The following is a 21,179-nucleotide window of genomic DNA, read 5'->3' as shown; positions in this document are numbered from 1 at the left end:
CTTCCCAAGATTGTTTATTGTTCAACCATACCTCGGAACGGGGGGTGCTCCCCGGATATTCCCGGGGCGGGCGCGGAGACGGGGGGCGGGGGCGGGGACAGCGGACCGCCCCCGCTCCGCCGGACCGGACCGGGCCGGGCGGAGCAGGGGCGGCGTGGGGTTGGTCAGCCCTGACAGAGGCCGCGGGCGTAGTCGTACGTCGCGGTGGCCTGCGAGTACCGCCACTGCGGGTCGAGCAGGTCGCTCTTCAGCTGTCCGGCCGCGGCCGGGCTCTCGACGACGTACCCGAAGTCCTGGAGCCAGGACGGGTACAGGTTCTTGGAGCCGATGTAGAAGGCCGAACCGTCGACCGAGACCAGCTTGTGGTGCTGGGCGTACGGCTTGCCGTCCGCCCAGGTCGGCCGGTCGGAGGCGCGGTAGGTGGCCAGCTGGAGGTTCTCGCACAGGGCCGTGCGCGCCCGGCCGCCGTCACCGGTCAGGGCCGTCAGGCGGCCGCGCAGGGCGTCGCTCACCTCGGAGAGCGACTTGATCTGCGAGTAGCCGCCACTGCCGATCGTGCCGCGGTTGGCGGGGTCGCTCACGACGATGCGGACCTTCACGCCGGAGACGAGCTTCGCGGCGAGGGCGTCGTAGAGGCGCACGTCGTAGCGGGGCAGCGGCGGGCAGGTGGCGTGGACGTCCTGCTGGGAGATCTCGATGTGCGAGGTCGCGCTGGAGACCAGGGCGCGCAGGGCACTCTCCTCCGGGTTGACGGTGTCGTAGTCCCGGTCGGCGTTGGTCCTGTCGTGGATCCCGATCCCGCACTTGGTGTCGCCGGCCGTGGGCAGGACGGGGCGGAAGGCGGAGGTGGGGTCGCTCTCACGGATGCCGACGCCGAGGCCGCCGACGGCGAGCGCGGGGACGTCGCCGCCCCCGGGGGCGGCGGGCCGGGGCAGGGAGGGCATGCAGTCCGCGCCGGGCGAGGCGGCGAACCAGACCGAGCTCCAGTTGCTCCTGTTGCGGCAGGTCCAGTCCCACAGGGAGTCCAGGTAGCGGCCCGCGGAGCCGGCGGCGGGCCCGGTCAGCGCGAGGTCGACGTCGCTGACCGGGTGCGAGGTCTCCAGGTAGTCGTCCTTCCAGCTGTTGATGCCGCCGGTGATCACCGAACTGCCGTCGACGACGACCAGCTTGGAGTGGTTCCAGGAGAACGCGGTCTTCGAGGTGGTCATCGAGGCCACATTGAGGGTGATGTTGCCGGCGGCGGCCGGGCCGAGCTTCGCGAGCAGCTCGTTGCGGTAGGACGAGGGGATCACCGTGGAGTGGTAGACGGGCGCGGCGCCCACCAGGATGCGCACCTTCAGCCGGTTGCCCTTCTGGGCGGATTCCCTCAGGCCCGCGACGATCGCCTCCTGGTAGCCGCCGTCGGGGAAGGGCGCCAGCGTCGATATGTCCACCGTCTGGCGTGCGTCGGCGATGTCCTGGCGGATCTTGTCCAGGAGACGGCGCGATCCGGGCCGGTCGGTGCAGGCGGCGTCGCCCCAGCAACCGGGGGTCTGGAGCAGCCAGTCGGCGCCCCCGGGAGCGGAGGAGCCGAGCCGGTTGCCGGCGGTGCGTTCCCAGACCGAGCCCTCCAGGCCCGGCGAGACCTGGCGCAGGGTCTGCTCGACCGAGTCCAGGTGCGGTGTGGGTGCGTCGTCCGCGGCGGACGCGGGGGCGGCGGCGAGGAGGGAGAGGCCGAGTGCGAGGGCCGTGGTGGAGACGAGGGCCGTCGTACGGACGGTGCGTGCCAATGTGGTTCCTTGACTGGGGGGTGGCTCCGGCCGGGAGCGTGGTCGGCCACGCCTCCGACCTTGATCAACTCGCGCAAGTTACCAGCACGTAGCCCGCTGTTCACCCTCCTCGGGTGAGTTCCGGCCACCCCCCGGCCGGGCCGGCTGCGGGGCGGTGGCCCTACGATGCCGGGACGGGCGGAGCCGTAGCGCAGAGGTCGACGCGCGCGGTCTCCAAAACCGCGAGGACACCGGTTCGACTCCGGTCGGCTCCGCCCGCCCGGACGGCGCTTTTTGCGCGGTTCGCGGTTCGCGGTCAGGCGACGCGGATCACGCTCTTGCCGTGGGTGGCGCCCTCGGCGAGCCGCTGTACGGCGGTGGCCAGGTCCGCCAGGTCGTATTCGGCGGTGATGTCGATCCGCACGCTGCCGTCCGCGACGAGACGGAGCGCGTGGCGGGCGCTGTCGGCGAGGCGTTCGGGGTGGGTGCGGCTGAGCAGGTTGCTGTTGTGGGTCAGGAGCGACGCGCCGCGCATGAGCAGGTCGTCGGGGTCGGCGGGGGCGGGTTCGTGGGGGCCGAGGCTGCCGAAGGCCGCGAGCCGTCCGTGCTCGGCCAGCAGCTCCAGACCGGCGCGGCGGGTCGGGCCGCCGACCGGGTCGAGGATCACGTCGAAGCGTTCGGCGTGGAGCCCGCCCGGGAATTCCTCGCGCAGCAGGACCCGGTCGTAGCCGAAGGCGGCGGCGTAGTCGGCCCTGGCGGCACTGCCCGCGACCCCGACGATCCGGCCGGCTCCGGCGAGGCGGGCGAACTGGGCGGCGAGGGTGCCGACCGAGCCGGCCGCGGCGTGGATGAGGACGCTCTCGCCGGGGCGTACCCGGGTGGTGGTGTTGATCAGGTCGTAGGCGGTCGGTGCGCCCCAGCCGAGGCCGGCGGCGGTCCGCAGCGGCAGGTCGCCGACGTCCAGGGTGAGCGCGGCGGGCGCCAGGACCACCTCGGCGCAGGCGCCCGCCTCGGTCAGCGCGGCGACGGGCGTACCGATGCGGTTCGGGTCGACGCCGTCGCCGACCGCGGTGATGCGTCCGGAGGCCTCGAAGCCGGGGACGAAGGGGCGCGGGAGGGGGAAGCGGCCGTCGCGGACCATGGTGTCGCCCCACTGGATCCCGGCGTAGGCGACGCGGATCGCCACCTGGCCGGGGCCGGGGGCGGGCTCGTCGAGTTCGGTGACGCGGTAGTGGTTCTCGGCGTCGAGGAGGACAGCCTTCATCGTTACAGCCCCTTGTGCTGACTCAGTATCCTTACAGTCGAGGACAGTAGGTATATAAGGTTCCTGAGTCAACCCATGAACCTGTCAATGGAGTGGGAGTGCGTGATGGAAGCCCCGGTCGATGAGACGCTCTGCACCCGGATCAGGCGGTCGGAGCAGGCGCTGATGGCGCATCACGAGGCGGTGCTGCGCGCCTACGGACTGACCATGACGCAGTACACCGTGCTGCTGGCCCTCTCCCGGGAGGGCGGCATGTCCGGCGCCCAACTGGCCCGCGCCTGCGGAGTGACGCAGCAGAGCATGAGCAGTGTGCTGGCCAACATGGAGACCAAGCGGCTGATCCGCCGCGAGACGTCCCCGGTGCACGCCAAGGTGCAGATCGCGAACCTGACCGAGGAGGGCCGGGCGCTCCTCGACCGCGCCTACCAGGAGGTGGCCGTCCTCGAGCGTGCGCTCACCGACGCGTTCACGCCCTCCGAGCACGCCGCGCTCAGTGAACTCCTGGACCGGGCGACCGCCGTCCTGATCGGGCAGACCCGCCGGACCGGGTCCGCGCAGGGCTGACCCGCCGGGCCGCGGAACCTGCCCGGGGCCGGGTTCCGGGCAGGTTCCGCGGGGTGGCGCCGGGTTCAGGAGGCGGTCAGGGCCTCCAGGGCGGGGACCGTTTCGGCGGGGGTGGGCAGGGCCGCGTTCTGGTCCCGGAGGCGGGCGGCCGCCTCGCGCAGGGCCGGGTCGGCGGTGAGGCGGGCAAGGAGCGGGGCGTCGACGTCGTCGGAGGCGGAGCGCAGGGCGGCGCCGGTGGCGGTGAGGGCGTCGGCGTTGGTGAAGTGGTCGGCGCCCTGGGGCAGCAGGAGCTGGGGCAGGCCGGCCTGCAGGGCGGTGAGCAGGGTGCCGGAGCCGCCGTGGTGGATCAGCGCGTCGGAGGCGGTCAGCAGTTCGGCGAGCGGGACCCAGGGCAGCGGGCGGACATTGTCCGGGAGGGTGCCGAGCGGGCCGAGGTCGGCGCCGCCGACGGCGAGCAGGAACTCGGCGTCCACCGAGGCGGCGGCCTCGATCAGGCGGACGATGGCGCGGACGCCGTCCAGCTCGGCGAGGACGGTGCCCAGGGTGACGGCGACGCGCGGGCGGGCGCCGCGCCGGAGCAGCTCGGCGGGGACGATGCCGCCGCCGTTGTAGGGGAGGTAGCGCATGCGCAGGCCCTCCGGGTCGCCGCCGAGGGAGGCGGGGACGATGTTCAGGGCGGTGGGCTCGGCGGGGCCGGCGACCCCGTACGTCTCGTAGGCCTCGGTGAAGTGGGCGGCGAGCCGGCCGATCATGTCGAGGCCGGAGGTGACGCCGAAGTTGTGGACCACCGAGGGGATCTTGAGCTTGGCGGCGACCAGCGGGGCCGCGGCCTGGAAGGAGTCGTACACCAGCAGGTCGGGGCGCCAGCTGTCGGCGGCCTCCAGCAGTCCGTCGACGGTGGAGCGGGAGACGAGCGCGAAGCCGCGGGCTGCCCTGCCGAGGATCTGCTCCGGGGTCATGTCCGGGGCGACGTAGCGTATTTCCTCGCCGGTGGACTGCTCGAACACGTCCCGGATGCTGCGGCCGTCGCCTGTCTCGACGATCGGGAAACCGGCCTCGCGGAGCTGGTTCAGCGGCTGCGAGCCCGCGAACAGCACCTCGTGGCCGGCGGCGCGTAAGGCCTGTGCGGTCGGGATCATCGGGAAGAGGTGACCGGCCGCGGGCGGGCCGGTGAAGAGTATGCGCACGGTCTCTCCTTGCTCATGGTCTGCCGGTCGAGGGCGGGTCGTGCGGACGCGCCCCCGGTTCCGTTCGGTGAACTGACGGGAATGCGCGCTGTGTTCCCTGCGAGGGGTCGATAACCAGACGTTCTGGGACGCCCGGTGACCGGCCGGCAGGTGCACGGGAAAGGGCCGCCACCCCCGGGCGGGGGTGGCGGCCCTTTCCCGTGCGACCGGGGACTACTTGCGGAAGATGTTTCCGGTCCACTGGCCGGCGCCCTGCATCAGGGCCTCGTTGCTCATGATCTGGGTCGCGGGCACGGTCGCCATGCCGATGTCACCGGCCGGCGCCGCGCCGTTGTGGGAGCCGACCGTGTTGTCGTGGCCGGCGTTGAAGATGTCGTCGCCGGCCACCTGGTTCAGGTCCCCGAAGACGATCGAGTACGTGTTGCTGATCGGTGCGTAGACGGTGAAGGCGTCGTCGGCGGAGGCGGCGGAGGCGCCCGCCAGGAGGATGCCACCGGCGGCGAGAGCGGTCAGGGCGCAACGGATCGATCGCACGAGTACTGCCTTTCGTGAGGGGTGGGGAGCAGTGCGAAGGTAGGCCGCTTCGTGCGGCGGGAGCCCGTACCGGCCACCGTACGGTCCGAGTCCATCCGTACGGCGCAGCCCGCTACCGCTCCTCGACCTGTTCCGGGACGGCGAACTCGGCCCCGCAGTCCGGGCAGGTCGCCCGGCCGAAGAGGTACGTCAGCCCGAGCGCGACCTGCTCGTGGCCCGCCCGCGACGCCGTGCGGTGCAGGCGGGCGGGCAGCGGGCCGAGCGCGCGGGGATCGGCGGGCAGGAGCGCCGCCTTGACCGGATCGGCCGTCACGTAGTCACCGGCCGAGGCGAAGGTTCCGTGGTCGCCGAAGGCGATGAAGAGCTCCGCCGTGCACTGCGGGCACTCGATCTCGTACTCCTGCTCGAACAGGCCCTCCAGTCGCCCGGCGCTCCACACCCGTTCGCCCTCGAAGGCCAGGACGCACTGGAGGAGGTGGACGAAGGTCGGCGGGTGGCCGGTCGCCGCGTCGAGGAGGCGGCGGGCGACGGGCAGGAGCACGGACGTCTCCCCGGCGTACCGCGCGCCGTGCTCCTCGTCCGCCGCCGAGGCGATGAGGCCCGCCATCAGGACGGCCTCCTGCGGTTCGCCGGGGGCGCGGCCGGTCGCGATCGCCGCCAGGTACGGGAGGGCGAGGAAGCTGTCCTCGTAGACGCAGCCCTGGTGGCACAGGTCGTTCCAGAGGTCGCTCCAGACCTGCTGGTCGTCCTCACCGCCGAGGCGGGCGAAGGCGGCGGTCAGATCGTCGGAGGGGTGCGGGCTCATGCGACCGCATTCTCGCCGACGCCGCGCAGGTCACCGCGACCGGAGGGGCCTGGGGTCACGGACTGGGCCGTCTCTTTCGGGTCTTGTCGGTCAGGTCCGCGTCGTCCGGCGGCGTGCCTCGGCGTGCTGCCGGGGCTGCCGTGTACTGGACGCACTCGGTTGCCCCGGCAGTGCGGCGAGGTGCGGTGCCGGGCAGCGCGGGCCCGGCAGGATCCGGAAGAGACGGCCTAGCCGCGTACGGCGGCGGCCGCGCCGAGGAAGGTCCAGCCGTCGACCTTCGTGTCCCGCCGCTCCCCCGGCTGCCACCCGCGGGCCAGCGCCGCGTCGAGCAGAACCCGTACCGTGCCCGGTTCGTGCAGGTTCAGCGCGCCGGTGCCGATCTCCCCCACCTCGCCCGAGCCCGTGGTGAATCCCGAGACGTACCGGCCCGGGCCCTCGTCGAAGACGAAGCGCAGCAGGCCGCCGGTGCCGGGCGGCTGGGAGTGCAGGGTGAGGGTTTTGCGGCAGCCGTTGTCGTCGAGCACGTGGTGTCCGTGGCGGACGGTCCACAGGTAGGTGCGCCCGTCGGCGACGAGCCGGCGGGCCTTCTTCGAGGAGCGGGGCATACGGGCGAGCGTACGTGCCGCGGCGGGAGCGTCCCCAGGGGTTTTCGCGCGCGGCGGGGCACCGACGCGGTGGGTGATCCTTGGATCGTGCGTGCCGCCCGTCCGATCCGCATTGCTCTCCTCGTCCAGTCCCGCCCCGGCCCGACCGCCGCCGTTCTCGCCCGCGAGCCGGAGATCTCCGAGCGGACCGTGATCCGTGACGCCCAGGCGCTGCCGCGAGGCCGCCGAGTCCTCGGTGCGCCGCTTCCACTTGGACGCCCCGGCCCGGTTCCGCGAACCCGCAACCCTGCCCCGTACGGGCGCCCTTCGGCACCCGTACGGCGCCGACAACGTGTGCGGTGGGGTGCGTGCGGTGGGGTGCGCTGCCTCAACACGCCGCTGACAGGGTTAAATCCGACATTCGGTGAGGGTTAATTTTGCTAGGGTTCCCGGTGGAGGTGGGCCATGCCGAGCCAGGAAGAGCTGTTCGACGCGGTGGACGCACTGCTGGAGGGCGAGCCGCGGCTGCCGTCTCCGGCGGAGCGGGCGCGGCTGCGCGAGGCGGCCGGGGTCACGCAGGCCCGGCTCGCGGCCGCGTTGAAGTCGACGCCGCAGACGGTGAAGAACTGGGAGAACGGCCGCTCCGAGCCGAGGCCGCCGCGGCTTCAGGCCTATCTGCGGCTGCTGGAGGGCTGGGCCGAGCGGTACCCCGCACCGGCCGCCTCCGAGTCCGTGCCGGTTCCCGTGCCCGTTCCCTCGCCCGCTCCGGTTCCCGTGCCCGCTCCGGCTGCGGTTCCGGCGGCGTTCACCGGTCCGGAGGGGCCGGCCGCGGCGACGGCGGCGGTAGCGGTGGTGGCGCGCCGTCCGGCGGGGAAGGCCGCCGGGCCGGCGGCCGCGGGCGACCCGCGGTTCCCGCACGGCCCGTTGGCGGTGCTGGACGGCGACGGGAGCGCGTACGGCATCGACGGGATCGTGCTGGACTGCCCCGCCACGACGGTTGCGCAGCTGGCCGAGTGGACCCTCAAGGAGTCGGGGCTCGGCGCCGCACGCCTGAACCGCTCGGGGAAGGACGCCGATCCGCTGGTCGTGCTGACCGCGGCGGCCGCCGTGAGGTTCGGTCTGCCCGAGCGGCTGGAGGGGCCGGAGGCCCGCCGTTCGCTGCGGCTGCCCGACGACCACCCGGTCGTCAGGCAGGTGGCCCGGGCGAAGTGGAAGCTGACGCAGCGCGGGTTCGGCCCGTGGGCGCGCCTCTACCGTCCGGCGAAGGCCGGGGAGCGGCAGTGCGTGCAGCTCGCGGTCCTGTCGTGGGACGCGCTGGACGCGCGGTCCTGGCCGGGGGTGGCGGAGATGGCGCCGGCCGAGGTGGCCCGCGTGCTGGGTACGTACGCGGCCCGGGTCCTGACCCCGCGCGGCTCCACCGCGGTCAACGGCCTGGAGCTGATGACCGCGCTGCGGCCGCCGACGCGGGCCGTGAAGAACGAGAGCACGGGCGAGTGGGAGTCCGGCTGCAACCCGGGCTCGCTCGGCAGCGAGCCGATGGACCCGGCCCCGCCGGAGGCGCCCGCCGAACACCCGGTCGCGCAGGGGTGGACCGGCGGGTTCCTCGACGAGGAGGCGTACCAGTGGGTGCGCGAGGTGGAGCTGCTCACGGACGAGGAGTGCCTGCTGCCCTACGCGGTGGGCCTGGACCTGAACACCGCGTTCCTCGCCTCCGCGGCCCGCCTCATGGTCGGCCTGTCGGGCCCCGACCACTTCCACCGGCCGAGGTTCAACAAGAAGATTCCCGGCAGCTGGCTGGTGGACCTCTCGCACATCGAGCTGGACCCGCGGCTGCCGTCGCCGTTCACCCCGTCGGGGAGGCGCCCCGAGGGGCCGGCCTGGTACCAGACCCACACCGTCGCCTACGCGGAGGAGCTCGGCGCGTCGGTGGCGCCGATCGAGGCGTTCCTGCGGCGGGAGACCGGCGCGTACCTCGACCCGTGGCACGACCGTCTCAAGACCGCCTGCGCCGACACGCTCGCCGACCTCGGCGTGACCGCGGACCTGGACGAGCGCCGGTTCCTCGCCGCGATGGAGCACCACAAGGACGTCGACCCCGCGATGGCGGCCGTGCTGGCCGCGATCAAGGCCACCGTCAAGGGCGGCATCGGCAAGCTCCGCGAACGGCCCCAGGGACGGCACTACCGGGACGGGGAGCGGTGGCCGGCGCTGGAGCGGCCGACGTGGCGGCCCGACATCCGGGCCGCGGTCATCTCCAAGACCCGTGTCAACATGCACCGCAAGATGGCCAACACCGCGCGGGCGACGGGCCGGTACCCCCTCGCGGTACTGTCCGACTGCGTCGTCTATCCGAGCCCGGGGGCGTCGCCGCTGGACTTCCTCCCCTACACCGCCTCGGGCAAGCCCCTGCCCGGGTCCTTCCGCCTCGGGACGACCCCGGGGCTGGCCAAGCTCGAAGGCGTGCAGGAGATGGCGTGGGCCGTCGACTTCATGGAGAGGGGCCTCAACCCGGCCCGCCACATCAAGGGCGGCGACGCCGTCACGGACGAGGGAGAGTAGCGGGCCGTGTGGGACATCGAGGACGCCATCGACCGCGCCGACCGCGAGGTGTTCACGCGGGAGCCGCCCAAGGCCCTGAAGGCCCGCATCAACTTCCTGATGGGCAGGCTGAAGACCACCAAGGCCGTCGCGCAGGAACTCGGCGTCAGTCAGAGGTCCGTGGAGCGCTACCGGACGGGCGAGCGGAAGACCCCGCCGAGAGCCATCGCGGACCGCATCGAGGCGGCGGTCCGTTCCCGCTGGCAGCCGGTGGTGCGCAACCGGCGGCGCAAGCAGGCCGCCGACCGCACCGGGATCACGGTCGAGACCCGCGCCCGGTTCGGCTACACCGCCCCCGTCGGCACCACCGACGACGGCCGCATGCGCCGCCTCACCGTCCATCTCCCGGCCGCCTACGCGCAGCGGCTCTTCGACGCGCAGCAGCGGGGCGCCGGCGACCGGGAGCTGCGCGCGATCGTCGCCGAAGGCCTCCAGGAGACGTACTTCAAGGACGGCGGCACCCGCGCCGACCGTCTCGAGGTCGAGTTCACCGACATCGACTACATCGACGTCTCCTACTGACACCGGACGGCTACGACGACGGCTGCGCCCGGCGCGTGAGCCGAAGCGCGACAGTTGTCACAGAGGCAGTTTCCTGTCATCAAAGCCGAGGGCTTCGCCCTCGAGGTAGCCCAAGAGCTGACGGTGGAGTTGGCCAGCTCCCGCCCAACGGGACCAGGCCCGACGCGGCGCTCCGGTATCCGCTATTTCTGTCACCCGGTTCCCATGTCAACCACCGCCACCTGACCTATCGTCGACCTGTGGATGCTCTGACGCCCGAAGATCCGACTCACATCGGCCCATACCGTCTCATTGGCCTGCTCGGGGCGGGTGGGATGGGGCGGGTGTACCTGGCACGGTCCATGGGCGGGCGCACAGTCGCGGTGAAGGCGGTGCGGGAAACGCTGGCGCAGCAGGACGAGTTCCGGTGGAGGTTCGCGCGGGAGGTCGAGGCGGCGCGCAGTGTGGGCGGCTCCTGGACGGCGCCGGTTCTGGACGCGGACACGCAGGCCGATACCCCCTGGGTCGCCATCGGCTACGTACCGGGCCCGGATCTACACACGGTGGTCGTCGGCGACGAGTACGGGCCGCTTCCGGAGGAATCCGTCCTCGCCCTGGCCAACGGACTCGCGCACGCCTTGGCTGACATTCACGTGGCCGGCCTCGTGCACCGCGACATCAAACCGTCCAACGTCCTTCTCACCGTGGACGGGCCGCGCGTCATCGACTTCGGCATCGCACGGGCGCTGGAGACACCGGTCGACGGGGTCAGGACCCGTACGGGTGTGGTGATCGGATCGCCCGGTTTCATGTCGCCCGAGCAGGTTCGGGGCGAGAAGCCCGGCCCGGCTTCGGATGTGTTCTGTCTGGGCTCCGTTCTCATGTACGCCGCGACCGGCCGGACTCCGTTCGGTGAGCTGGGCAGCGGCGCGCATGCCTTGATGTTCCGGATAGCCGAGGAGGCGGCAGATCTGGAGGGCCTGTCGGATCCCCTGTACGGCCTGGTGCGCGACTGTCTGGCGAAGGACCCCGCCCGGCGCCCCTCCACGGGCGATCTTTTGGAGCGTACGTCGCAGTGGGACCTCACGGCGCGGCCGGACTGGTTACCGGGCAAGCTCCTCGCCAGCCTCGGGTCCAGCGCCGGCCGCCTGCTGGACGCCGACGGGCCCTCCGCGCGGACCCATCTCATCCCCCCGGCGCAGGCAGTGCTTCCGCCGCCGGACGCGCCCTCCGCGAAGCGGCCGCGCCGCGCGATCCGCAGGCCGAGGCTCCTCGTGCTCGCGACGGCACTGGCCCTCACCGCGGTCACGGTGGTTCTCCTCCCCCACTTGTTCGGCGGCGGTGACGGCGCGGACGGTAACAACGACAAGGACGAGCCCGGACGGGCCCTACCACGCAACAGCTCCGCTTTCGTAGGGAATTGGGCAGGTGTGGTCGAGGCTCAACCCGGGGGGCCCATGCAGTTCCTCCGGATGAGGATCGGCCCGGGCAATGCTTCGGGCAACAGCGGAACGTACTCCTTCCTCCGAGGGCAGCATCTGTGTAGGGGAACTATCGGACCTGTTCCGGTCAGCGGTGACCAGATGGTCGTCAAGGGCGAAAACCTGAAGCAGGCGGAGGTCTTCGCGGACCGACCGGAGGACGAAGCGTTGGCGTGTCGACCACCGGAGACCCAGACGCTCACCCGGAAGGGAGACGAACTCCACTTGCAGGTCGGCGTGTGGTCCGCCATCCTGCGCGACGAGGGGGACGAACCCACCCCGCGGGCGGTCAGTGAGAAGTACACCGGCGCATGGACCAGCGAGGGTCTCAGCCCCAACTTTCATCTCCGGATCGAAGAGGTGGAGCTGGATTCGGTGATCAGGATCACCGCGGGTACCAGCCCCAATGAGTGCTACGTCACGGGCAGGCTGTTCGCGATCGAGGAGGGCAGTCTGTCCGCCGGGTTGATCGAAGGCGAAACGGTCGCACAGGGTGCCTGTGCCGGCTTCGGCTCTTTCACGCTCCGCTCGACCGGTAAGGACACGATGGATGTGAAGGCGGAGGGCAACAGCGGGCCGTTCGGGTTCCGTCGCACCAAGCGGTAATCCGGAGCGGCGGGAGGGGAAGACCGAGGTCGACGCGGGTGCCGAAGTCCATCGTCCCGAGGACTATCCGGGGTCTCGGGTATCCAGGCCGCCCATCCTCGGATCTGAAGCGCGCTCCCGGTCAAGAGCGGTTGTGGCGGGTATTTCGGGACCGATCTCCGGGTGACGGTGCCGTGTGCGACGGACGCACGTGACGATGGCCCGTCGGCGGTGATCCTGATAGGCAGCCTGCCGAACAGGTCGCACAGGGCCACAGGACAGGCCCGCCACGCCGCGCAGATGGCCTATGGGACGCCGGAGCTGGTGGCAGGCGCAGTGCTTCCTGAGCTGCTGGTGACGAGTAGCACGCCGCCCCGGTGACAACTGCCGTGCCTCGCCGCGCCGAAGCCGCAGGTCAGCAACGGCCTTTTGGCGACAACCATCTTACTTCGGCACAGCGCGGCACGGTGGCCCGGGCCTGTCCGGCGCGGGGATCGACGCGCCGTGGCCTGCCCGGGCCGGCCCGGAACCGCTCGGGGCGGCCCGGATTGCCGCCCGGATTGCCGCCCGGATTGCCGCCCGGCTGTCAGGATGGTGCCGTGATCGAACGTGATGTGCCGGCGGACTCGTGGTGGTGCGGTGAGCGGTCCTGCCTCTCGCTCTGGTCGAAGGACTCGGTGCTGTCCATCGGCTCGGTGGGGTCGGTCCTGTCGATCGGCTCGGTGGGATCGGTGCTGTCCGTCGGATCCGTGGGCTGCGCCCTCTCCGCCGCCTCCATCGGATCGTCCCTGTCCGTACTGTCCGCGGCCTCCTGGCTCAGCACGGGCTCGGTGCTGTCCGCGCAGTCCCGCTGGTCGGTACTGTCCTGGCGCTCGCGCGGCGGTTTCATGGCGGCCGGTGCCGTCGCCGCGACGGCCCTGGCCGGGCTCGCGCTGCACCGCGGAGCGGGCCGACGCCGCCGCTAGGCCGTCTCTTCCGGATCCTGCCCGGGCCCGCGACGCCCGGCAGGATCCGGAAGAGACGGCCCAGGCCGCGGGGAGGGCCCGTGCGGCGGCGGGTTCCTGCCGGATCGGCCGGGCGGCGCGGATCGGGCCGGGTTCGCGCGTCACGATCCGCCGGGTACGCGAGAACGCCCGGCCGGGGATCCGGTCGGGCGTTCTCGTGCGTGTGCTGTCCGCTGGTGGCTCAGTACCAGTGGTGGGCCTGCCAGAAGTTCCAGGCGCCGACCGGGCTGCCGTAGCGGTCGTTCATGTAGTCCAGGCCCCACTTGATCTGGGTGGCGGGGTTGGTCTTCCAGTCCGCGCCGGCGGAGGCCATCTTCGAGGCCGGCAGGGCCTGGACCAGGCCGTAGGCGCCGGAGGAGGAGTTCATGGCGGTGTGGTTCCAGCCGCTCTCGCGGGAAACGATGTTGTTGAACGCCGCGAACTGCGCCGGGTCCTTGATCATCTGCTGGGCGATCGCCTTGGCGCTCGTCGGGGCCGCCTGGGCGGGAACCGTGGCGAGCATGGAACCGGCGACACCGAGGGCGACGACGGCACCCGCGAGGGTCTTCTTCGAAGCGGCGATGCGGCGGATGACGGGGTTGGACACGGATTGACCTTCCACAGGGAACAAGGGCGGTCGCGGCATGCCGGAGGCATGCGTGAGCCACTCACGCGCTGGAGAGGGGTTCGTCGGCGGCGGGTGAAGCACCCGTGCCGCCCGGCGACTCATCCAGTTCTACAGACGCCCCGACCCCCTGGCAACGGCCCCTCTTACTAGGGGGCCTCGGAGTCGGGGACCTGCGGCCCCCGGGGGGAGCCGGTCCGGGGCAGCGGTGGCGGGGCCCCGGGGAGCTACTATCCCGGCCCGTATGTGACGTGGGCCCTATGGGGCGGCTCACCCCCAGAGCGCCCGAATCTCACCGAATGTCGCCGTATGTGCACCTTTGAGAGGTGCGGCCGGATGCCGGAATCGCCTCGGGATCGAAGGAAACGGGCACGGAGGAGCACCGGAGGAGCACCGGAGGACACCGTCTCCGCAAGAGGTCAGGGGCTGCGGCGGCCCGGCTCCCGGGCGGTGTCGTCGCCCGCCCGCATGGACAGGGGCGGGATCCTGCCGAGCGTCACGAGCCGGTGGCGTACGGCCATGACCACCACCGCCGTCGCGACGATGACCAGCCCGCCCAGCCGCAGGATCACGTCGTAGGCCTCCTCGGGCGGCCGCTGCGGGGTCATCGCGGAGATCGCCGCCGCCGTCCCGGCCAGGGCGATCGCACCGAGGGTGACCAGGAACGTCAGCAGCACGCCCGACGCCTCCCCCGCCCGGGCCGGTGCGACGACCTGCTGGGTCGCCACGCCGGAGAAGGTCCAGCCCAGCCCGAGGCCCAGGCCGCACCACGCGAACACCGGCACGTACAGCCACCACGTGCCGACCCCGGCCAGGGCGTACATCCCCGTACCGGCGACGGCCCCGGCGAGCGCCATCACCGCGGTCGGCCGCATGTGCCGGCCCAGCCGCGCGCCGAGCGGCCCGCTGAGGGCCACCATCAGGGCCGGGGCCAGGAACACCGTGCCCGCCAGGAGCGGCGAGAGGCCGCGCACGCCCTGGGGTGGTGGCGTGGCTGGTCGCCGAGGGGATCGTGTGCCCCGAGCAGCGGTACGAGGTGCTCGGCAGGCCGGTGTACTCGCCGGGGCCGCGGTGGGGCGACGTCACGCAGTGGCCGGTGCGGGGCTCCTGCGACGGGCTCGCCGTCCGCACCGGCCGCACCGTCTTCTGGGGCTCCCTCGGTTCGGACGGCTCCCCCCTGTGCCCGCACGGCGCGGCGCCGGCCGCCGCCGCGCCGTGGCCCGAGGCGCTGGATGCCTGGTACCGGACGGGCGCCGCCCCGCTGCGGTGCCCGGGGTGCGGCCGTTCGGAGGCGCTGCCCGAGTGGGCGTGGGAGGACGACCGGTTCGCTCTTGCCCATCTCGGTTTCGAGATCCGGAACGCGGCCCGGCTCCGCCCGGAGTTCGTCGCCGGGTTCGGCCGGGTCCTCGGTCACCGGGTCCGTACGGTCGCGGGGAAGCTCTGACTTCACCCGCTGTGCGGCGCCGGCCACGTGGAGCCGCGGGCTTGTCGTGGCGTGCCGCCGAACGGTCAAGTGATGGCCAACCAGAGCAACCCGAACGGTCGTTCGCACGTCTAGCAGCCCGGTTGGGGCTGCCTGCCGTTCTCGCGACCGCACGAGGCGCGTGGTGGCTGCTTCCACGCACAGCGTCTTTCGAAAGGTTCCACCATGCACGTGCCCCATGCCCCGTTCAGCGTCCTGTCCGAGGACTTCGCCGCTGACCCCTACCGCTACTTCGCACAGCTGAGGGAGCAGCTTCCGGTGCACTACGAGCCGGGGATCGACAGCTACTTCCTCTCCCGCCACGAGGACGTGAAGAGGGTCCTGACCGACCATGATGCCTTCACGACCGAGACGTTCCAGGTGCGCGCGGAGCCGGTGATGCGCGGGCCGGTCCTGGCCCAGATGGCGGGAGCCGAGCACACCGCCAAGCGGGCGGTCGTCGTACGGTCCTTCACCGGCCGGGCCCTGGAGAGACAGGTGCACGCCATCCGCGCCAACGCCGCCGAGCTGATGGCTCCTTTCCTCCCCGCGGGGCGGATGGACCTGGTCAACGACTTCGGCAAGCCCTTCGCCGTGCAGGTGACGCTCGACGTCCTCGGCCTGGAGAGGAAGGACTGGCCACAGGTGGCGGCCTGGTACAGCGGGGTCACCGAGTTCATCACCAGCCTGACCCTCACACCCGAGCGTCGCCGGCACTGCCTGGACTGCGCCGAGCAGTTGGAGGCGTATCTCGCGCCGATCATCGAGGAGCGTCGCCGCCGTCCCGGCGAGGACCTGATATCGGCGCTGTGCAGCACCGAATTCGGCGGCGCGGCCATGAGCAAGCGCGATGTCACCGCCCTGGTCATCAATGTGCTGTTGGCCTCGGCAGAGCCCGCCGACAAGACGCTCGCCCTGCTCTTCAAGCACCTGATCGACCATCCCGAGCAGCTGGCGCAGGTCCGCCGCGACCCGCAGCTGCTGGGCTCCGCGATCGCCGAGACGCTGCGCTGCACCCCGCCGGTGCAGCTCATCCCCCGCCAGGCGGAGCACGACGCCGTCTTCGCGGGCACCGTCGTCCCGGCCGGGGCCACCGTCTTCTGCATGATCGGGGCGGCCAACCGCGACCCCGACGCGTTCACCGACCCGGACACCTTCGACATCCACCGCGCAGACCTGGGCACCGCCCGCTCCTTCACCGCGGCCGCCGAGCACCTGTCCTTCGGCAGCGGCCTCCACCAGTGCGTCGGTACGGCCTTCGCGCGCGCCGAGATCGAGACGGTGGCCGCCATGCTCCTGCCCCTGTTCGACGAGGTGCGCTACAGCCCCGGTTTCCGCTACCGGGAGGCCGGTCTCTACACCCGCGGGCCGCTCTCGCTGTCGCTGGACTTCACTCCCGTCCGCTGAGACCGCGGCGCCCACGCGCCCCGCACCCCGTACACCCCCCCACTCCGTTCAGGACATGACGATGACTTCCACCGACATCAGCCGCGCCATCAACGACCTGCTGTTCACCCCGGGTCTGGACCTCACCGAGGCCATCGACCGGCACTTCGCCCCCGACTACCGCCAGCGCACCAACGGTGTGTGGAGCGACCGGACTTCCTTCGCCCAGCACATGACGCGCCTGCGCTCCCTGATCCGCAGCGGACGGGTCGAGGTCCAGGACGAACTGCGCGACGGGCTCTCCTACGCCGACCGGCACACCGTCACCCTCACCCATCAGGACGGCCACATCTCGCGCACCGAGGTCTACCTCTTCGCCCGGATGGCCCCCGACGGCCGTTTCGAGCGCGTTGAGGAGACCACTCTGCTGATCACCGGCGAGGCCGACGACGCGAATATCGGACTGGTCAAGTGACACGTTCCGCAACGAGGGACAGGGGAGCCGCCATGGGGTCCGTGGGGGAAAGACTGAGCAGGGCGCGCGTGCAGGCCTTCGTCGGCCGCGACGAGGAACTCGGGCGGTTCGGGGAGGCCCTGGCCGGTGATCCGCAGGCGCCGTTCGCGTTCTACGTGTACGGGCCGGGCGGTATCGGGAAGTCGACGCTGCTGCGGCGGCTCGCGGACCACGCGCGGGCGGCCGGGCGGCTGCTCGTCGAACTCGACGGCCGGTTCGTCAGCCGGGACCCGGCCGATTTCGAGCGCGCCGCCGGGCCGTTCCTGGACGTGCCGGGGACGGTCCTGTTCGTGGACTCCTTCGAGCACTGCCAGTGGCTGGAGAGCTGGCTGTGGCACCACTTCCTGCCGCGGGCCGCGGACGACGCCCTGGTCGTGCTGGGCGGCCGGCGCGCTCCGCAGCCGCAGTGGGCCGCCGATCCCGCCTGGTCCGGGCTCCTGCACGTGAGCGAACTGGGGCCGTTCTCCTCGGAGCAGGCCCGCAGCCTGCTGGTGGCGGCGCAGATCCGGCCCGAGCTACGGGACCGGGTGCTGCGTTTCGCCGGGGGCAACCCGCTGGCGCTGTCGCTGGCGGCCGCGACCGGATCGGCGGGCTGCGGCCGGGAGGAGATCTGGGCGCCCACCGCGGACGTGCTGCGCACACTGCTGGCGGGGCTGATCGGGGAGGTGCCCACGGCGGCCCACCGCCGTGCCCTGGAGGTGGCGGCGCAGGCCCACTCGACGTCGGAGGAGCTGCTGGCCGCGGTGCTGCCCGGGGAGGACGCCCATCCCCTGTTCTCCTGGCTGCGGGACCTGCCGTTCATGGAGTCCACCCTGCGGGGGCTCCATCCGCACGACGCGGCGCGCGAGACGCTCGCCGCCGACCTGCGGTGGCGGGCGCCCAACGCCTTCGAGGCGATGCGACAGCGCCTGGCGGACGAGTACCTGCGCATTCTGCGCGAGGCGCCCGAGGAGCGGGTGTGGACCGTCACCGACGATCTGTTCTACCTGTTCCGGGAGGGTCCGACGCTGGCCCGGCTGCGGTCCTGGTCCCGCGAGGACGAGGTCCACGACCGTCCCCTGCACCCGGACGACATCGATGTCGTCCTGCGGATGGCCACCGAGACGGAGGGGCCCGCCTCCGCGGAGCTGGTCCGCTACTGGGCCGAGCGCCAGCCGCAGGCCTTCAGCGTCTACCGGCTGGTGAGCACGGGCCGGATCGTGGCGTTCACGGCGCGGCTGGTCCTGCCGTCCCCGCCCGACGCCCAGGACCTGGCCACCGATCCCGTGGTGGCCGCCGCGTGGCGGTACACGGAGGCCAACGCCCCGGTGAGCCCCGGTGAGCACATCGGTGTCAGCCGCTTCTCGGTCTATCCCGAGCAGTACCAGGTTCCTTCGCGGGTGATCGACCTGAGCAGTTCCCGGGCCCAGGCGGAGGCGGCCCGGGCGCGCGGGCGGGCGTACGGGTTCGCGGTGTTCCAGGACGCCGAGACGTGGGCCGAGCGCGTGCGGGGCACCCTGCAGGACACGGGGGCGCGGCCGCGGGTGGGTGAGTACACCTATGGCGTGTTCGGTGTCGACTGGCGCCGGCTGCCGGTGGAGTCGTGGCTGATGAACTTCATATCGGCCACCGAAATGCCGGCTGCCCCGGCGGGGCCGTCGCCGGTCTCGCGTACGGCGTTCGACCAGGCGGTGCGCGAGGCGCTGGCGCACTGGCGGGACGCGGACGCGTTCGCGGCCTGTGCGCTGCTGCGTACCCGGCTGGCGGCCGATCTGGGTGAGCCGGTCGGGGAGTTGCGTGCGCTGCTGCGCGCGGCGGTGGACGATCTGGTGCAGGATCCGCGGGGGGTGCGGGCCCGTGACGCGCTGACGGCGGGCTATCTCTCGGGGGCGCCGACGCAGGAGGCGGCCGCGCGCCGGCTGGGGCTGCCGTACGGCACCTACCGTCGTCATCTGCGGCAGGGCCTGGATCTGCTGTGCGAGGCGTTGTGGGAGCGGGAGTTGCACGACCCGCGGTAGGGGTTGATGTGCGTGTGGACAGGTGCGGACAGCAGTGGACAGTGCGCGGCGCTGTCGGGTCTGGAGAGTGGACAGCGTCCGCGCCGAGTCTGTGTCCATGAACGTTGCAGGCATGCACGCGGAGGGACCGCACCGCATGCGCGGGCGCGGCGCGTGCGGTGCGGGGGGGGGTCCCGCGTCTGCCTGACGTTGCATCACATCAATGAGAGGGATTTCCGCCATGACGACTTCGAAGCCGTACCTGACCGGCCACTTCACGCCCGTCGCCGAGGAGGTCACCGCCACCGGTCTCATCGTCGAGGGCACCCTGCCGCCGGAGCTGAACGGCCGGTTGCTGCGCAACGGGCACAACCCCAAGCCCGGCGTCACCCCCACCCACTGGTTCAAGGGCAGTGGCATGGTGCACGGCATCCGGCTGCGTGACGGGCGCGCCGAGTGGTACCGCAACCGCTGGGTGCGGACCCCGGCCCTGCACGGCGCCCCGTACATGACCGAGCGCGGGCCCGATCTGACGGCCAGCGCCGCCGGTACCCACATCATCGAGCACGCGGGGCGTCTGCTGGCGCTGTGCGAGGCGAACCTGCCGTTCGAGATGACCGAGGAGCTGGAGACGGTCGGCGCCTACGACTTCGAGGGCAAGCTGCGCAGTGCGATGACCGCGCACCCCAAGGAGGACCCGGTGACCGGGGAGCTCCACTTCTTCGGGTCCTCGCCGTTCCCGCCGTTCCTGACGTACTACGTGTCCGATGCCAAGGGCCACATCGTTCACGACGCCGAGGTGCCGGGGGCGACCGCCGCGCTCAAGCACGACTTCGCGCTCACCCGCCGCCATGTGGTGTTCGTCGAGGGGAACGTCACCTTCGACCATGCGGAGGCCTCGGGCATCCCCTACAGCTGGAACGACCAGCAGCCCTCCCGTATCGGGGTGATGCCGCGCGGGGAGGACGGCGCCGGGCGGGTGCGCTGGTTCTCCATCGAGCCGGGGAACATGCTGCACGTGTCCAACGCCTACGAGGACGGGCAGGGCCGGATCGTCCTGGAGGGTCCCACCGTGGACCGCGAGGGGTTCCGGCTGTCGTGGAACTGGTGGGTCGGTGCGCCGGGGCGGGGCAGTGAGCCCGTCTCCCGCTCCTACACCCGCCGCTGGGTGCTGGACATGGCGGCCGGTACGGTCGACGAGCAGATCATCGACGATCTGCCGGTGGAGTTCCCGACGCTGAACGAGGAGTACCTGGGCGCCGAGAACCGCTACCAGTACGCCATTTCGTTCCCCGACGAGAACGGTCTGGGCGGCTACGGAGTGGTCAAGTACGACCGCACCACCGGTGCCCGCCGTATCCACCGGGTGGGCGACGCCCGGATGCCGAGCGAGGCCGTGTTCGTGCCCGCCGCCGGCGCGACGGGCGAGGACGAGGGTTATCTGCTGACGGTCGTCTCGGACCTCAAGCAGGATTCCTCGCAGCTGCTGGTGCTGGACGCCTCCGGTCTGGAGCGGGTCGCCACCGTGCACCTGCCGCACCGGGTGGCCGCCGGCCTGCACGGCTCGTGGATCCCCGACAGCCGGCTGGAGGCTTCCGCGGGCTGACCCCGATCGTGGACGCGCCCCGGCTGGCCCCGGGTGCGTGCGTCCACCCCCCGCCGGCCCGCGGAGCCCCCCTGCCCCGGGCCGGCCGCCGGAGCCGCGAGCATCTCGCGGCTCCGGCTCCCCGCGTCGCTCAAGACTTGCTGGAAGGTCGCTCGATTCCCCCGCGACGCGGGCCACCCTCGCCCGTATAGTCGCCATGACTTGACGATTCGATGACCCGTTCCCGAAGAATCGATGACCGAGAAGCTCCGTGGACGGGCGAGCAGGGGGACACACGATGGAGACCGCACGCCTGGCCTCGCTCATCGCCGCCACGGTCACGATGGGGTTGGTCAGTGGCCTGTTCTACGGCTTCTCCGTGTCCGTGATGCCGGGGTTGAAGCGCACGGACGACCGGACGGTCATCGAGGTCATGCAGCACATCAACAAGGCCATCCTCAACGGCTGGTTCGTGCTGGGCTACATCGGCGCATTCCTGTTCACCGCGCTGGCGCTGGCGTTGCACATTCCCTCGGACGGCCGTGACGTGCTGCCGGCGCTGATCGCGGCCCTGGTCTGCTACATCCTGTCGATGGGGCTCACCAACAAGGTGAACATCCCGTTGAACAACGCGCTGGAGAAGGCCGGTCCGGTCGCCCGTATCGGTGACCCGGCCGCGGTGCGCCGCGCTTTCGAGGGGCCGTGGGCGCGGGCCAATGTCTGGCGGACGCTGCTGTGCACGGCCGCGGTCGGCTTCCTGGCCTGGGCCCTGTACCTGCACGGGCAGACCGGCTGAC

General features: G+C 72.0%; 19 protein-coding genes, 1 tRNA gene and 1 pseudogene. 13 read left to right on the top strand and 8 right to left on the bottom strand.

Going from position 1 to position 21,179, the window contains the following annotated elements; all coding sequences use genetic code 11:
- Nucleotides 1-164: 164 nt before the first annotated feature.
- Complete coding sequence (locus OG373_RS40620) at nucleotides 165-1,769, bottom strand: phospholipase (RefSeq protein ID WP_405435134.1); 1,605 nt, start codon at nucleotides 1,767-1,769, stop codon at nucleotides 165-167.
- Between the two features lie 179 nt (nucleotides 1,770-1,948).
- Between OG373_RS40620 and OG373_RS40615 the strand changes: the two genes are divergently transcribed.
- Nucleotides 1,949-2,023, top strand: a tRNA-Trp gene (locus OG373_RS40615).
- A gap of 41 nt (nucleotides 2,024-2,064) precedes the next feature.
- Here OG373_RS40615 and OG373_RS40610 read toward each other — a convergent pair.
- Complete coding sequence (locus OG373_RS40610; protein WP_405435135.1) at nucleotides 2,065-3,012, bottom strand: zinc-binding alcohol dehydrogenase family protein; 948 nt, start codon at nucleotides 3,010-3,012, stop codon at nucleotides 2,065-2,067.
- A 75-nt stretch (nucleotides 3,013-3,087) separates the two neighbouring features.
- On the opposite strand from OG373_RS40610, the gene OG373_RS40605 reads away from it, so the two are divergent.
- Entirely contained in the window at nucleotides 3,088-3,576 is a 489-nt protein-coding gene (locus OG373_RS40605; protein WP_405435136.1) for a MarR family winged helix-turn-helix transcriptional regulator, read from the top strand.
- A gap of 65 nt (nucleotides 3,577-3,641) precedes the next feature.
- Here the strand turns inward: OG373_RS40605 and OG373_RS40600 are convergent, their stop codons facing one another.
- The 4 genes from OG373_RS40600 to OG373_RS40585 form a co-directional block, all read right to left on the bottom strand.
- On the bottom strand, nucleotides 3,642-4,763 hold the full coding sequence (locus tag OG373_RS40600; RefSeq protein ID WP_405435137.1) for a nucleotide disphospho-sugar-binding domain-containing protein: 1,122 nt from the start codon (nucleotides 4,761-4,763) through the stop codon (nucleotides 3,642-3,644).
- A 213-nt stretch (nucleotides 4,764-4,976) separates the two neighbouring features.
- Nucleotides 4,977-5,297 carry a hypothetical protein gene (locus OG373_RS40595; protein ID WP_405435138.1) on the bottom strand — a complete coding sequence of 107 codons (321 nt, stop codon included), beginning with the start codon at nucleotides 5,295-5,297 and terminating at the stop codon, nucleotides 4,977-4,979.
- Nucleotides 5,298-5,409: 112 nt separating this feature from the next.
- A complete protein-coding gene (locus tag OG373_RS40590; RefSeq protein WP_405435139.1) occupies nucleotides 5,410-6,102 on the bottom strand; it encodes a hypothetical protein in 693 nt (230 codons plus the stop codon).
- 227 nt (nucleotides 6,103-6,329) lie between these two features.
- The gene (locus OG373_RS40585; RefSeq protein ID WP_405435140.1) at nucleotides 6,330-6,707 is read right to left on the bottom strand and encodes a hypothetical protein; all 378 of its coding nucleotides are present in this window, start codon (nucleotides 6,705-6,707) and stop codon (nucleotides 6,330-6,332) included.
- Between the two features lie 87 nt (nucleotides 6,708-6,794).
- Here OG373_RS40585 and OG373_RS40580 point away from each other — a divergent pair.
- The 5 genes and pseudogenes from OG373_RS40580 to OG373_RS40560 form a co-directional block, all read left to right on the top strand.
- Nucleotides 6,795-6,920: pseudogene (locus tag OG373_RS40580) on the top strand (transcriptional regulator); the annotation flags it as partial.
- 231 nt (nucleotides 6,921-7,151) lie between these two features.
- Nucleotides 7,152-9,245 carry a telomere-associated protein Tap gene (gene tap / locus OG373_RS40575; protein ID WP_405435141.1) on the top strand — a complete coding sequence of 698 codons (2,094 nt, stop codon included), beginning with the start codon at nucleotides 7,152-7,154 and terminating at the stop codon, nucleotides 9,243-9,245.
- Nucleotides 9,246-9,251: 6 nt separating this feature from the next.
- Nucleotides 9,252-9,806, top strand: a complete 555-nt coding sequence (gene tpg / locus OG373_RS40570; protein WP_405435142.1) for a telomere-protecting terminal protein Tpg — start codon at nucleotides 9,252-9,254, stop codon at nucleotides 9,804-9,806.
- A 239-nt stretch (nucleotides 9,807-10,045) separates the two neighbouring features.
- Nucleotides 10,046-11,872, top strand: coding sequence for a serine/threonine-protein kinase (locus OG373_RS40565; RefSeq protein WP_405435143.1), 1,827 nt, complete (start codon nucleotides 10,046-10,048; stop codon nucleotides 11,870-11,872).
- 581 nt (nucleotides 11,873-12,453) lie between these two features.
- Nucleotides 12,454-12,816, top strand: a complete 363-nt coding sequence (locus OG373_RS40560; RefSeq protein WP_405443890.1) for a hypothetical protein — start codon at nucleotides 12,454-12,456, stop codon at nucleotides 12,814-12,816.
- A gap of 220 nt (nucleotides 12,817-13,036) precedes the next feature.
- On the opposite strand, the gene OG373_RS40555 is transcribed toward OG373_RS40560, so the two are convergent.
- Together OG373_RS40555 and OG373_RS40550 are read right to left on the bottom strand one after the other, a co-directional pair.
- Nucleotides 13,037-13,441 (bottom strand): transglycosylase SLT domain-containing protein, encoded by a 405-nt coding sequence (locus OG373_RS40555; RefSeq protein ID WP_397738215.1) that lies wholly within the window; start codon nucleotides 13,439-13,441, stop codon nucleotides 13,037-13,039.
- 437 nt (nucleotides 13,442-13,878) lie between these two features.
- Nucleotides 13,879-14,433 carry a hypothetical protein gene (locus tag OG373_RS40550; protein ID WP_405435144.1) on the bottom strand — a complete coding sequence of 185 codons (555 nt, stop codon included), beginning with the start codon at nucleotides 14,431-14,433 and terminating at the stop codon, nucleotides 13,879-13,881.
- An 11-nt stretch (nucleotides 14,434-14,444) separates the two neighbouring features.
- On the opposite strand from OG373_RS40550, the gene OG373_RS40545 reads away from it, so the two are divergent.
- From OG373_RS40545 to OG373_RS40520, 6 genes are all read left to right on the top strand, one after another.
- Nucleotides 14,445-14,903: a hypothetical protein gene (locus OG373_RS40545; RefSeq protein ID WP_405435145.1), complete on the top strand. Its 459-nt coding sequence runs from the start codon at nucleotides 14,445-14,447 to the stop codon at nucleotides 14,901-14,903.
- Nucleotides 14,904-15,107: 204 nt separating this feature from the next.
- Nucleotides 15,108-16,328, top strand: a complete 1,221-nt coding sequence (locus OG373_RS40540; RefSeq protein WP_405435146.1) for a cytochrome P450, cyclodipeptide synthase-associated — start codon at nucleotides 15,108-15,110, stop codon at nucleotides 16,326-16,328.
- 55 nt (nucleotides 16,329-16,383) lie between these two features.
- On the top strand, nucleotides 16,384-16,782 hold the full coding sequence (locus tag OG373_RS40535; RefSeq protein WP_405435147.1) for a nuclear transport factor 2 family protein: 399 nt from the start codon (nucleotides 16,384-16,386) through the stop codon (nucleotides 16,780-16,782).
- A 41-nt stretch (nucleotides 16,783-16,823) separates the two neighbouring features.
- Nucleotides 16,824-18,818: an ATP-binding protein gene (locus OG373_RS40530; protein ID WP_405435148.1), complete on the top strand. Its 1,995-nt coding sequence runs from the start codon at nucleotides 16,824-16,826 to the stop codon at nucleotides 18,816-18,818.
- Between the two features lie 220 nt (nucleotides 18,819-19,038).
- Nucleotides 19,039-20,403 (top strand): carotenoid oxygenase family protein, encoded by a 1,365-nt coding sequence (locus OG373_RS40525; protein WP_405435149.1) that lies wholly within the window; start codon nucleotides 19,039-19,041, stop codon nucleotides 20,401-20,403.
- A 277-nt stretch (nucleotides 20,404-20,680) separates the two neighbouring features.
- Nucleotides 20,681-21,178: a DUF1772 domain-containing protein gene (locus OG373_RS40520; RefSeq protein WP_405435150.1), complete on the top strand. Its 498-nt coding sequence runs from the start codon at nucleotides 20,681-20,683 to the stop codon at nucleotides 21,176-21,178.
- Nucleotide 21,179: the final 1 nt, after the last annotated feature.

The organism is Streptomyces avidinii (assembly GCF_045161815.1).
Lineage (GTDB): Bacteria > Actinomycetota > Actinomycetes > Streptomycetales > Streptomycetaceae > Streptomyces > Streptomyces avidinii.
This window is presented reverse-complemented; position numbering and strand designations above follow the sequence as displayed.

What these genes read in the sequence shown, in the direction of transcription:
- OG373_RS40585 (WP_405435140.1), bottom strand. Translation starts at nt 6,707, where the DNA reads ATGCCCCGCTCCTCGAAGAAGGCCCGCCGGCTCGTCGCCGACGGGCGC.
- OG373_RS40610 (WP_405435135.1), bottom strand. Translation starts at nt 3,012, where the DNA reads ATGAAGGCTGTCCTCCTCGACGCCGAGAACCACTACCGCGTCACCGAA.
- OG373_RS40525 (WP_405435149.1), top strand. Translation starts at nt 19,039, where the DNA reads ATGACGACTTCGAAGCCGTACCTGACCGGCCACTTCACGCCCGTCGCC.
- OG373_RS40605 (WP_405435136.1), top strand. Translation starts at nt 3,088, where the DNA reads ATGAACCTGTCAATGGAGTGGGAGTGCGTGATGGAAGCCCCGGTCGAT.
- OG373_RS40590 (WP_405435139.1), bottom strand. Translation starts at nt 6,102, where the DNA reads ATGAGCCCGCACCCCTCCGACGATCTGACCGCCGCCTTCGCCCGCCTC.
- OG373_RS40540 (WP_405435146.1), top strand. Translation starts at nt 15,108, where the DNA reads ATGCACGTGCCCCATGCCCCGTTCAGCGTCCTGTCCGAGGACTTCGCC.
- tap (WP_405435141.1), top strand. Translation starts at nt 7,152, where the DNA reads ATGCCGAGCCAGGAAGAGCTGTTCGACGCGGTGGACGCACTGCTGGAG.
- OG373_RS40520 (WP_405435150.1), top strand. Translation starts at nt 20,681, where the DNA reads ATGGAGACCGCACGCCTGGCCTCGCTCATCGCCGCCACGGTCACGATG.
- OG373_RS40535 (WP_405435147.1), top strand. Translation starts at nt 16,384, where the DNA reads ATGACGATGACTTCCACCGACATCAGCCGCGCCATCAACGACCTGCTG.